At 65.6% G+C, this 11,031-nt stretch carries 14 protein-coding genes; 3 read left to right on the top strand and 11 right to left on the bottom strand.

Features of this window, described 5'->3' with window-relative positions:
- Nucleotides 1-4 precede the first annotated feature (4 nt).
- The 3 genes from AB0N07_RS13575 to AB0N07_RS13565 all read right to left on the bottom strand — a co-directional run bounded on the left by AB0N07_RS13575 (nucleotide 5) and on the right by AB0N07_RS13565 (nucleotide 1,427).
- Complete coding sequence (locus AB0N07_RS13575; protein WP_365834421.1) at nucleotides 5-211, bottom strand: hypothetical protein; 207 nt, start codon at nucleotides 209-211, stop codon at nucleotides 5-7.
- 125 nt (nucleotides 212-336) lie between these two features.
- Nucleotides 337-924 carry a hypothetical protein gene (locus tag AB0N07_RS13570; protein ID WP_365834419.1) on the bottom strand — a complete coding sequence of 196 codons (588 nt, stop codon included), beginning with the start codon at nucleotides 922-924 and terminating at the stop codon, nucleotides 337-339.
- 5 nt (nucleotides 925-929) lie between these two features.
- Nucleotides 930-1,427 carry a hypothetical protein gene (locus AB0N07_RS13565; protein ID WP_365834417.1) on the bottom strand — a complete coding sequence of 166 codons (498 nt, stop codon included), beginning with the start codon at nucleotides 1,425-1,427 and terminating at the stop codon, nucleotides 930-932.
- 525 nt (nucleotides 1,428-1,952) lie between these two features.
- Here AB0N07_RS13565 and AB0N07_RS13560 point away from each other — a divergent pair.
- The 3 genes from AB0N07_RS13560 (at nucleotide 1,953) to AB0N07_RS13550 (ending at nucleotide 5,083) form a co-directional block, all read left to right on the top strand.
- Nucleotides 1,953-3,203, top strand: a complete 1,251-nt coding sequence (locus tag AB0N07_RS13560) for a phosphoribosyltransferase (RefSeq protein ID WP_365834415.1) — start codon at nucleotides 1,953-1,955, stop codon at nucleotides 3,201-3,203.
- A 174-nt stretch (nucleotides 3,204-3,377) separates the two neighbouring features.
- Entirely contained in the window at nucleotides 3,378-4,343 is a 966-nt protein-coding gene (locus AB0N07_RS13555) for a DNA-processing protein DprA (protein WP_365834413.1), read from the top strand.
- Nucleotides 4,340-5,083 carry a ComF family protein gene (locus tag AB0N07_RS13550; protein WP_365834411.1) on the top strand — a complete coding sequence of 248 codons (744 nt, stop codon included), beginning with the start codon at nucleotides 4,340-4,342 and terminating at the stop codon, nucleotides 5,081-5,083. Before AB0N07_RS13555 ends, AB0N07_RS13550 begins: the two co-directional genes overlap by 4 nt.
- A 195-nt stretch (nucleotides 5,084-5,278) precedes the next feature.
- Here AB0N07_RS13550 and AB0N07_RS13545 read toward each other — a convergent pair whose 3' ends face one another.
- The 8 genes from AB0N07_RS13545 to AB0N07_RS13510 all read right to left on the bottom strand — a co-directional run bounded on the left by AB0N07_RS13545 (nucleotide 5,279) and on the right by AB0N07_RS13510 (nucleotide 10,911).
- The gene (locus tag AB0N07_RS13545; RefSeq protein WP_365834409.1) at nucleotides 5,279-6,154 is read right to left on the bottom strand and encodes a hypothetical protein; all 876 of its coding nucleotides are present in this window, start codon (nucleotides 6,152-6,154) and stop codon (nucleotides 5,279-5,281) included.
- A 221-nt stretch (nucleotides 6,155-6,375) separates the two neighbouring features.
- Nucleotides 6,376-8,331 carry an ATP-binding protein gene (locus tag AB0N07_RS13540; protein WP_365834407.1) on the bottom strand — a complete coding sequence of 652 codons (1,956 nt, stop codon included), beginning with the start codon at nucleotides 8,329-8,331 and terminating at the stop codon, nucleotides 6,376-6,378.
- A gap of 70 nt (nucleotides 8,332-8,401) precedes the next feature.
- Complete coding sequence (locus AB0N07_RS13535; RefSeq protein ID WP_365834405.1) at nucleotides 8,402-8,809, bottom strand: hypothetical protein; 408 nt, start codon at nucleotides 8,807-8,809, stop codon at nucleotides 8,402-8,404.
- A 14-nt stretch (nucleotides 8,810-8,823) separates the two neighbouring features.
- Nucleotides 8,824-9,063, bottom strand: coding sequence for a hypothetical protein (locus AB0N07_RS13530; protein WP_365834403.1), 240 nt, complete (start codon nucleotides 9,061-9,063; stop codon nucleotides 8,824-8,826).
- Complete coding sequence (locus tag AB0N07_RS13525) at nucleotides 9,060-9,461, bottom strand: HK97 gp10 family phage protein (protein WP_365834401.1); 402 nt, start codon at nucleotides 9,459-9,461, stop codon at nucleotides 9,060-9,062. Before AB0N07_RS13525 ends, AB0N07_RS13530 begins: the two co-directional genes overlap by 4 nt.
- Nucleotides 9,458-9,880 (bottom strand): DUF6093 family protein, encoded by a 423-nt coding sequence (locus AB0N07_RS13520; protein WP_365834399.1) that lies wholly within the window; start codon nucleotides 9,878-9,880, stop codon nucleotides 9,458-9,460. The genes AB0N07_RS13525 and AB0N07_RS13520 overlap by 4 nt, the downstream gene beginning before the upstream one ends.
- On the bottom strand, nucleotides 9,873-10,241 hold the full coding sequence (locus tag AB0N07_RS13515; protein ID WP_365834397.1) for a hypothetical protein: 369 nt from the start codon (nucleotides 10,239-10,241) through the stop codon (nucleotides 9,873-9,875). The genes AB0N07_RS13520 and AB0N07_RS13515 overlap by 8 nt, the downstream gene beginning before the upstream one ends.
- Nucleotides 10,242-10,386: 145 nt before the next feature.
- The gene (locus AB0N07_RS13510) at nucleotides 10,387-10,911 is read right to left on the bottom strand and encodes a hypothetical protein (protein ID WP_365834395.1); all 525 of its coding nucleotides are present in this window, start codon (nucleotides 10,909-10,911) and stop codon (nucleotides 10,387-10,389) included.
- Between the last annotated feature and the right edge of the window lie 120 nt (nucleotides 10,912-11,031).

The following is an 11,031-nucleotide window of genomic DNA, read 5'->3' as shown; positions in this document are numbered from 1 at the left end:
CCCGCTACGGCACGTCGCGGGGCACCAGGCCGATCCGCACCCCGTACCCGTCCGGGCCGTCCGGCACCTGATCCTGCTCGTGCGCGATCAGCTCACAGCCGGTGCAGCGCACACTCGTGGTGACGTACGCGAACCGGTCACCGCCCTGCTCCTCGTCCCACTCCGCGGCCCGAGTCCCGCACTGATCGCACACCGTCCGCTGATAGGCCACGAACGCCAGCGCCTTCGCCCTATCCAGCTCCGTCCAGCGGCCATCACCCGCACCAAGGAACTGCGAGTGCGGAATGCCCCAGCGGTCGCACAGCTCCAACTCAGTGCGGAGCTGTGTGTCCGTGATCAGCCTTTTCCCAGCTCCACGGTGCTGGTGCGCACGATCTGCTGGGCCTGCCACGCCGCCGCAAACAGCGCGTTCGACTCGGCAACCGGCCACGAGTCGAGCAGATCCTGTGCGTCCTCCTCGCTCATGCCCTCCACGACGTTGTACTCGTCGTCGCGCTCAATGTGCGCGGCAGCGATCAGAGCCGCAGGGAACGTCTCCGGATTCCACGCGTCCCCGTCCTCAGCCTGCGCCTCGGTCGGAGGAAACCTCTTGATCAGCCCGTCCAAGATCGGCCGCGGCAGTGCCCTGAACGTCAACTCCACCGCGACGCAGTCGAACATCTCCTGCGCGGTCTCGACCTCAGCCTCGGCCTTCGCCGTCGCATCGCCGTACTCGCGACCGTTCTCTGCATCCGCCATACGGCAACGGGCAAGATCTCGCAGCGTCTCGTCCAGGTGCCGCTTGGCGTCCTGGTCGTCGCAGATCACCAGCGTGTACTCGGGCAGCTGACGGGCACGCAGCCGGGCCAGCTTGGCCGCCCAGTGCGCATCACGGGCAACAGCCTTGGCCGGCGGGGCAGGCGCGGTCTTGGTCTCCGTGGCCACCGGCATCACTTCTCGACCTTCGGCGCCGAGGCGACCGGCACAGCGGCGTCCTGGGTCGGCTTCTCCGTGATCGAGAAGTTCACGGTGAACTTGGCGGCCTCGTTGTCCGTCGAATAGTTCGGCGACCGCGAGCCGATACGGACCGGGAACACGTCCATGGACCGGGAGCCCGCCACGTCGCCCTTGCGGAGGAAGACGACCCAGCCGGTGTCGTCCTTCTTCAGCAGCTGCTCGATCTCGTCGGACACCTTGTCCTCGTAGAAGCCGAGGGAGGAGTCGTCGGCCTGATCGGTGCCGGGGATCTTCGACTCGAACGTCGAGCCGAGGTCGGGTGTTTCGATGGCCTGATTCGACAGCGTCCAGCCGTCGATCGCCGCGATCGCATCCGTCAGGTCGGTGCCGGCCGTGAGCTCGGCGCGGGTAGGGACGTGTCCGGTGTCGGCGACGGTCTTAAGCCACAGGACGCGGGTCACTCCGCGCCGGGAGAACTTCTTTACCTGCAAGGTCTGCTGTCCGATTCCGGGACGGCAGCCACACATCCGAGAGGCCCCGTCCCTCGACGACTGTCGGGGAACCGGCCCAAACCAGTGGCTGGTTGGGCGTCCGCGCGGGGCCTCCACGGTGAGGATGCAGGAGCCCTCACAGGGAGGGCTGCTACATGGTGATCACGATACTGTCGCCTACGCGACGCTCGTCCGGTGTGGCGTAGGCAGCCCCCTCTGTGAGGCCGCAGTCAGCCCGCCTGAAAATCGGAGATCAGGCGTCGGGAGATGCGGGACCTGCACCGCGCGAAGCTCACGGCGGCGTTATGCCAACGTGGCCGGCGGAGGGCCATCTGCCAACGCAGCTGGACTAGCCGGGACTTCTGCTACCGACAGTCACCGACGCTCCAGCCGAGCGACGACGGCAACCCGCGTACCCCGCCCGGAACCTCACAGAGAAGCCGAAACCTCAGGTGCACGGTCAGACAGGCTGAGATCATGGCAAGAGGGTCAGACCATGACTACGGCGCGGCATAAGGGGCGGGGATGGACGACAGCAGCACGGTGCGCGCGGTCGCGATCGACCACAAGGCGGTCTTGCGCTCGCCCGGGCGCGCCCACAACGGCATCCCCGACTTCCTCCAGTGGCTCGACGAGCACGACATCTCCTTCGTGCTGCTCACGACCGACCCGATCGACGCCGAGGCCGCCATGACGGCCGCCGGCCTGCCCGCACCCGTCCTCCACCTGTCCCGCGACGACATCCCCGGCACGCCGAACCGCGGCAGCGGCGCGTGGCTCCAGACGGTCGCCGAGCGCCTCAAGCTGCGCCTGAACCAGATCGTGCTCATCGGCACCTCGGAGCTGGACTGGCGCACAGGCATCAACGCTGGCGTCGTCCACGTCCTCGCCCGCTGGGCCAATCATGTGCGGAACGCGAAGGGCATGATCACCCTGGCGGCCGATGAGCCGGACGACGTCGGTGAGCTCCTGGAGCACTTCCTGTTGGACGAGCCCCGCTGGGCCTTCCGCCACGACGACGCCGCCCGCTCCTTCAAGATCCGCTCGCTGCTGCCTCCCAACGTGCGGTTCCCCCAGGCCTCCGGCCGGACCTTCGAGCTCCAGGACGTCTTCACCCGCGGCCGCACCGTCACCGTCGGCACCCAGGACGCCCGCGACATCCTGATGCTGCGCCTGCTCTCCTCCGCCTACCTCGACGGCACCCTGCCCCACCGCAGCCTCTTCTGCGTCTACCCCAGCAGCTCCCCGGGCCAGGTCAGCCAGCAGCTCGCTGGCTTCCTCACCAAAGCGAAGGTGATGGTCGGCTCCTACTACCGCGAAGATCTCCTCGAGCGCGCCGGGCAGGCCCCGGACACCAGCCTGGAGCGGTGGAGGAGGAGCAGGGGCGAGGCGAGCACGGCGGACATCTCGATCGGCGTCCAGGCCCGCACTGTCCGGATCAACCCCAAGTACCGGGGCAAGCTCAAGGGCAAGACGGTGATCGTCTTCGACGATTTCACCACCGAGGGCAAGTCCATCGAGTGGGCCCGCACTCTCCTGGCCAGCGCCCAAGCGGAACAGGTCATCGCCCTGACCATCGGCAAGTACGGCGCCTCCCGCCACACCGCCTACCAGCTGCGCCCCGGCACGACGATCGACCCCTACAAGGTCAACTACCACCTAGCAGCCACGAACTTTGTGACGACGCCCGTCACGGGAGCCGCGGGCCCGGGCCCCGACGACGCTCTGAAGGTCACGATGTCCCACTTCATCGCCGCCGCGCAGAGCACCAACTGATCCTGCGGGCCATCCGGCCTTCGGAGTCGTCGCCCGACCAGGGAAGCCGGAGCGACCATCCACCCGGCCGCACCCTTCCCGCCCGTACGAGGTCCGTATACGCCATGATGGAAGTGGCCCGAGACACCGCTTCATCCTTCGAACATCCCGGGGCCACGAGTAGAAGGACACCTAATGGACCTCGATATCACCGCTGACCAGCACGATTTGCTGACACTGTGCGCGCTACGCACCGGCGACGCCACCCTCGACTGGAGCCTGCTCGCCCGTAGCGCCCAGAGCCCCGAGGGCCTGGCCGCGCTCATGGACGGACAGCTGCGTGAGGACTCGCGTGCCGCGACCAAGAACCGCCCCCTGCTGCAGCAGGCCCTGGCCGCGGGCCTGGACGACGCCCGTGCCCGCGTCGACGACGAGCTGGCAACAGCAGGCAAGGCTGGCGCGCGCCTGGTCACGGTCCTCGACGAGGACTACCCGGCGAACCTCCGCGTGATCGGCAACCTGCCGCCGTTCCTCTTCTACCGCGGCGAGCTCGATGAGCGCGATGCCCGCTCCATCGCAGTCGTCGGCACCCGCCAGGCATCCGAGGACGGCCTGCGCCGGGCCGCCCGGATGGCCCGCGAGCTCACCAAGCACGACGTCGTGATCGCCAGCGGTCTGGCGAAAGGCGTCGACGCCGCCGCCCATCAGGCCACCCTCACCGCCGGAGGCCGGACCTTCGCCGTCATGGGCACCGGCATCGCCGCCGCCATCTACCCGGCGGAGAATCGCCCGCTCGCAAAAGCCATCCTGGGCGCGGGCGGGGCTCTGCTGAGCCAGTTCTGGCCCACCAGCCCGCCGGCGAAATACACCTTCCCGCGCCGCAACGTCGTCACGTCCGGCACCACCCTGGGCAGCGTCGTCATCGAAGCTTCCAGCACCTCCGGTGCCAAGATGCAGGCCCGCCTGGCCGCCGAGCACGGCAAGCTCGTCTTCCTGATCCGCTCCCTCGCCGACACCCAGCCCTGGGCCAAGAAGATGCTGGACGAGGGCCGGGCGATCCTGGTTACCGCCTCCAGCGACATCACCGACCGCCTCGGCCAGGCCGAGGACATCCAGCGCGCCGGCCAACAACGTCAGCAGCTCGCCCTGGCCGATCTGTGACCGCAGGTCTTCCCGACCCGGCAGGTTTCCCCGACTGCCCGGTGTGCGCCTACGCCGTCACCGGCACCGCACGCCTGTGCTCCGACTGCGCCGGGCGCACTCTCCGGCCCGTCGCCGACAGCCGCTGCCCGGTCTGCTCCCAGGCCGTCGCGCCCGGCAGACCGTGCGGCAACCGGCTATGTGCGCTGCCGGTCTCTCAGCGGGGGTTCTCCCGCGTCGACGCGGTGGCCGTGTACTCCGGAGCCCTCCGCGACAAGATCCACAGACTCAAATACGATGGAGCGCATGGCTGGGCGCTCATTTTTGGCAGGCTCCTCGTCGGCTGGATGGAGAGCCACCCCGAGCAGATGGAGGGCGTCGACCACGTCGTCGGCAACCCGACCGCTCCGGGCCGTCAGCCGATCCAGCACATCGAGGCGATCATGGACGCCGCTTACACCGAGGACGTCACCCGCGCCTTCCCGCTCAGTCCGCCGGGCGCGCACCGTCTGATCAAGAAGACCGAGACGCCCCGCTCGGCCAACAAGAGCCTGGACGACAAACGCGCCGCCGCGACCGCGCACGCAACTGCGCTGACGTGGACCGGGGACAGGGCCGACATCAAAGGGGCCACGATCCTGCTTGTCGACGATGTCTTCACCAGCGGGTCCCAGCTCCAGCACGTCGCTCTCCGGCTCCAGGCGTCCGGAGCCGCCGAGGTCCGCGGGCTTGTCCTCGCGCGCGTCCCCTGGGGCGGATGACCCTGGTCGAACATCGCTCCCGACAGGGGTCGGCATGGAGGCCAGCGGTGCCCGTACGGGCCGCGGAAGCGGTCTGCCTGGAGACCAAGGAGCCCGAACCAACACAGGCTCTGGACCTGCCGGGGCGTCCGTGAGATCTCCCAACTCCATGGACATGCCAACGACTGAGGCAGTCACATGATCCGCCGGAAGGACCTAAGCCTGGTCGTCGCTCGCGTCGGCAGAGCTTTGTCCTCGCGGCGATTCGACTGTGAGGGGCTCCCCGGCAGTATCGGAGTCCTCGAGGATTGAGAGCAGTTCACCTGCGACCTGGTGAGAAGGATCTTCCTTCGCCTCAGCAAGGCGCCTCAACTGGTCGACCACCTCACCAGTGCCAGCACTGGAAGTCCCTTGGAGCGAGCCGGTCCGCAAGAGCGCACGAGTCAGTACCTCCACTGCTCCCTCAATGTCACCCTCCAGCCGCTTCACTCTGCCTTCGAAGTATGCAGTAAAAAGACCCTGAGCGCCTTGCGTCGCTCTCCAGGCCTGCGCCAGCTTCGTAGGCTCCTTCTTTGCCAGCTCGGCGGCGGCACTGCCGGGAGCCAATGTGGATGTGAGCTTCACGATTGCCGACCACAGGTTGCGCGCATGCTGAAACATCTCCCAGAAACCCATGTCACTTTGGACTGGATCGTCGGAAAGGAATCCCTTTTCCGGCATGAGTGATTGCTGTGGGCTGACATGGAGCGACATACTGTGGCCCTTGTAATCGAGCGATCCTGCGTTCTCATCGAAATGGCCAAGTCCCGCTGCCTTGAGTCGCTGGCGCACATTCACTGGCGAAAACTCTCGCCGTAGCAAACGGTCGTCGGCTGCCAGCCACCTCTCAGCCTGTCCTGCCTCCCGAGAGAAGTCCAGGAGCAGGTTTTCGATCTCCATGACATCGCGCATGGCATCGAGTGCTACGGCCACATAGCCGGAGAATGTGGCCTCCAGCGCAGTTTCAAAGTCGGCCAGTGCACGCTTGATTAGTGGGGCCAGGGTTCTCAACTTGGGGTCACGGTGGAAGGCCAGCATCAGCACTGCCATCATGCGTAGCAGTTGATCGGCACCGCTCAAACGCGCATCCCCAGCGAGCGCAGCAGAAGTCGCCGTCCTGCGTGTGTGAGCCCGGCTTAGCACCCTCGACAAGACTGGTAGGTCCTTGCTCAGGGAGTCGAGGGTCTCGTCGTACCGGGGTATCTCTGTTGCCACCCTGATCCCTATCGTTTGTGCCGAATTCTGGATTGCTGCGGATTGAGGTGAGGAAGGACTCACGCCGGTGGAAGCAGAGCGACGACATCTGCGTCAGCGTGTACGCGTTCGGCATAGTTCGCCAGGTGCCGCTGGCTCGAGGCGTAGTCAAGTCGCTCACGCTGTCGTTGGAGTCGTTGTTCGCAGGCGTCGATGATCTGTCCCCACTCGTAGACCCAGATGCGGATGCGCCCGTCATCATGGATGCAGTTCGGCGGCAGCCCGTTACTGTCCATGGTCCAGGCGAAGTCCTCGTCGATCTCGTTGCCAACGAGCCAGAAGTCCCAGCGTGTGCCCTCGTCGTGCCGAAATCGGTCGTCCTTGATGACGGCTCGGGCGTAGGAGCGCACTTGCCCGGCTTCTGTCTCTCCGAGGCGAACGCTAGGGCGCTTCAGCTCGACGACAAGATGGCGCTTGGTGGATCCGGCGCCGATAGTGCCGGAGAGCATTAGGTCCAAGCGTCCGTTTCGTCCGTCAGTACGCCGGACCGGGCGCCGTGATCGAGGGACGGTTGGGCCATCGAGGAAAGCCAGGTGGCGATTAAGGGCATCCGTCAGGCCGGTCTCGGAGACGGCCTCCGCGTACTCATCACCGAAGATCCAGAGCTCCTTCTCCAGCATGCGGTGGAGTTGGTCCTTCTCGCGCATGCCACGGCGTGATTCCGGATCGAACAACAGCTGCTTGAATAGAGCAAGCGCGTCGATTCGGTCGACCACCAGAGCATTGGCGGAGATGAGGTGAGGCAGTGTGGTCTGGTGGACGAGAGCCTCTAGCCGCTCCCGGTCGGAGACGGTGAGATGGAACAGCTCATCCAAAATGCGAGGCATGGCAGCCGGCTGGCGTCGGAGAGCTTCGCGTAGGAGCGTGAGTTGGGTTCTACGACTGAGCTTTGTTCCTTTCAGATGCCGCCTGACGGTGACCGCCACATCATCAAAGGTCTCTCGCTCTGCCGCCTCGGTCTCACTGGCGGGCTCTCCGCTGTATGGGTAGATTTCCTCTTCGATCCAGCGCCTGACCTGGTCTTGAGTGATCTCTCGCTCGCGCTTGCGGAAATAGATCCGAAGCTGCTCCCTTGCGGCAGTGACGGCACGTCCGAGGGCAGAGTCGCTGTGCTCGAACTCGCCCTCCAACATTTCGTGATCGGTGAGATTGGCAAACTTGTCCCACATCAGGTAGGCGCTGAAGTGGAAGTCTGGTGCCTGGACACCGGCGCTCAGTGTCATGCGATGGACACCGTTGGCGTCACAGATCAGCAGTTCCCTTTTGGGCGGCTTGATCTTCCACTCAACGATGCGCAGTTGCGGCTGGGAAGCGGCGGCGTCGACTTCGTCGTCCAGGGTTAGAGGAAGCTGCTCCTGGTGTTCAATGGCTTCCAACGGGTTGAGGGGGCTTCCTCGCCAGATGACTGTGACGTCGGGATACTTGCTCAGGTAGATGGCGAACCGACATGTCATCTCGTCGTGAACCCGCGCTTTGGTCAGCCTGTTCTTGCGTGGGGCGTCGCCTGTGACCCGTACGACGGTTCCGGCGGGCTCCGTGGTGGCCCCTTGAGGATCCTGTTCGAAGTCGGTGGCGCCATCGGTAAACCGAACGGCCGTGCGTTCTCGATGTCCAGCCGAACCGTCAGCAACAGTGGTCCACTGGGCAGTAGACCCGAGGGCCAGCACACGAAAACGCCCGTAGCCGTGGCGTCCATGCAGCTGCCTACCACTGTGGGTGCCGGCGGCTCCGCGTTTCCAGGAGCCTCCCATCCCGCTGAACGCTGCTGCCACGGATTCGCCGGGGATGCCGTGCCCGTTATCTTTGATCACGACAGCTTCGACACCGTCGAACTCGTTCAGTTCCACGTCGACACTCACGTCATTGGCGTCGGCGTCCAAGCCGTTCCAGATGAGTTCCTCGACTGCCCCCAGGGGATCGTGACGTCTTGCCACGTTCTCCAGGAAATCGGGCATTACCTTGACCGGGATCCGCACCCGGCAAGCATCGCACGAATGGGAACGACAAGGGACGAAGTCGTCAACAAGTCTCCGAGAGCACGGCGACCTACTCGCGCGAGGTGGCGCTGATTCGGTACCGCTGTACGCTCGTCGCCACGTTGGCGGTTGTATCGGTGCCTTCATCGGAGTCCAGTTCTCGCGCCCACACCTCGACCTTGGATACGTCGAGGGGGTAGCGCCAGTCACCTGAGGCCGTCCGCTCCAGGATTGCTCGTCGTCCCCGGTCGGCCATCCACTCCGCCTGATCAGTACGTCCAGCAACCGACGTCAACTGGTAGACCAACTCGGCATCCTCGGACGTATCAGCCAGCGGTGCACCGCCCACCGGCCCGCCGAGCGGATACAAGATGGTGTACGGAACATCGGCAGGCCCCCCGTCCACCGAAGGCAGAGACCCCAGACCGCACGGTCGGCCCGTCGCCTTCACGATCAGGCTCTGGAGCGCCTTGGACACTGGCGCACGGTCGATCATTCGTCGGCCTCGGTGAAGAACGCGGCAGCGGGCCCGTCGATGGACAGCGCGCCGTAGGGGCACAGGCCCAGCGCATCCCACTCCGGCATGCCGGGAGTCGTTAGCACGGACAGCGATCGCTCGCCTTCGTCGTCCAGAAGCTCGGCGACGACAACAGCTCGGGCCAGCATGCCCCGTTCGTGCTCGGCCAGGACCTCGGCGAGCGATTGCTCAATGTCCACGGTCAGCGCACTCACAGCGCCTCCGTCACGGCGTGCCCGAGTGCGCGCACCAGTACTGGCCCGGTCTGTTCAACAGCCGGTCCCAGGTGCGGATACGGCGGCTGGTTGTAGTGGCGGCCGAGGCTGTCGACGCCGACGAACCCGAACTCCAGCCGCCTGCCCTGTGGAGCATTGGTGCCGACTTCGGCAACGATCACGGTCCCTGCCCTGTGCACATCGGACTGCCACGACGCCCGGTACTTGCCGGTGATCACCCGCGGTCCGGGCCTACCGGACGCATTGCGCTGTACCTGGACCACCAGCGTCTTCGCCCCGTGCCGCATCGCGGTCTCAGCCGCGGACACCGCTTCCTTGCCGCCACGGTTCAACGCTGCCGCCAACTGGGCTGGACTCTGAAACGTGCCGCCGCTCACCGCGCCACAGGCTTCCGGTTGTGCTCCTCCAGCCACACCGTGCGCAGCACAGGGAACGATGACACCTCACCCAACGCCGACACCCGATACGTACGGCCGACGGCCTGCTCGTCACGGGCCTCAACGATCAACACGGTGTCGTTCTCCCACACCTCCGGAGCCCCAAGAGGCAGCAGCATCCGGTACCCGGCACGCGCCTCCTGGACGTACGCGCCGTCCTGCCCTGACCCCTTGCTGCGGATCCGCTCCTGGTGCGCGTACAGACCGGCCTTGTCCTCGTACACGACCACTGGTGTGGCTGGCACAAGGTCACCCGTTCCCGGGTCGAGGATGTCCTCGCCTCTGCCCCGGCTGACCTTCACCTTGTCCGGCATCAGATGGCGCTCCGCGAAGCGGACGAGCCCGGACTGATCAAGCACCCTCAGCCCACTCCCTCAGCTGCGCCAGCATGCCGCGGGTCAGCTCACCCGGGCGCCCATCCAGATCGTCTCGGTCGAGAACGGCCTCGTCGAGCTTCTGCCAGTTCACCGCATCAAGGAAGCCGATCACCACATGCCGAACGTCCGCCGGCTCCACGGTCACCTCAGCCAGACCGTCGAACTCCACACCCTTCCAGCCCTGTTGCACGTACAGGGTGACCTCGGGGCCCTCGTCGACGGTCTGCGTGATCCGGTACGCCTCTACAGCCGAGGCGACATCGTGACCGTCGATCTCGATGACCGCGGACTCCTCGGGGCGGGCAGCAATCCGAACGCGGCGGGGCTCCAGGTACGTGCTCATGAAGCCGACCTTAGGTGCGCGAAGCTCAGCCACTCCCAGGAGAAAAGGGGAGTACTGTACGGGTCACGGCGGCACGAACATGAGCGGTGCACTCCGTATCCTGGGCATCACCAGCCAGGGACGCACGGCACGGCAGGTGGAGAGTTCAGGGCTTGAGCTGATCTCGCACGTCGTTGTAGACCGGCGTGACTCCGACCCGTTTGAAGAACTCTCCCATGAGGTCGAAGACAATGTTCCAGGCCCACTCGGTGCAGCCGTGGCCAAGGCAGCGGTCAGGGAAGAACGGGTTTCCCTTCGGGAAGAAAGGATTCCCAGGGAACTTCCCCTCCAGTTGCCTAGCGATGCCCTTGACGGCCTCGTCCTCCGATGCCCCTACACCGATCTGCCACTCAGGCGAGTAGTGCACCAGTGCATTGCGTAGTTTCACGACCTGTGGCGCGTTCTGGAAGGGGCCTTTTCCGGTATCGAAGGGCTGTCTCCGGAGCAGGTGAAGCACCAACTGGACTCGATCCAGAGTCGAGGGCCCTCTTCTGTCCCCCCAAGCCTTCATCAGGGCAGTCAACGCTTCCCGCTCATCCTGGCCCAGTCCGCCGAGGGCACCTCCCAGTTCCAGGTTGGAATGCGAGGAGGATGCGACCAACTCATTGACCGATGCCTCCATGAAGGCCACCGAGGCCAGGATGGAAGCGCCAGCGGTGACTGCTCAGGTCGTTGATTACGCGTGAGCGGGTGGCAGCCAGGGGTTTCCGGCGAAGAGGTCGCGGAGCACGGTCAGGGGGTTGAGGTCGTG

Source organism: Streptomyces sp. NPDC051172 (assembly GCF_040682555.1).
Taxonomy (GTDB): Bacteria; Actinomycetota; Actinomycetes; order Streptomycetales; family Streptomycetaceae; genus Streptomyces.
This window is presented reverse-complemented; position numbering and strand designations above follow the sequence as displayed.

Excerpts from the sequence above, each read along its gene's own strand:
- AB0N07_RS13560 (WP_365834415.1), top strand. The coding sequence starts at position 1,953 with ATGGACGACAGCAGCACGGTGCGCGCGGTCGCGATCGACCACAAGGCG.
- AB0N07_RS13555 (WP_365834413.1), top strand. The coding sequence starts at position 3,378 with ATGGACCTCGATATCACCGCTGACCAGCACGATTTGCTGACACTGTGC.
- AB0N07_RS13545 (WP_365834409.1), bottom strand. The coding sequence starts at position 6,154 with ATGATGGCAGTGCTGATGCTGGCCTTCCACCGTGACCCCAAGTTGAGA.
- AB0N07_RS13515 (WP_365834397.1), bottom strand. The coding sequence starts at position 10,241 with ATGAGCACGTACCTGGAGCCCCGCCGCGTTCGGATTGCTGCCCGCCCC.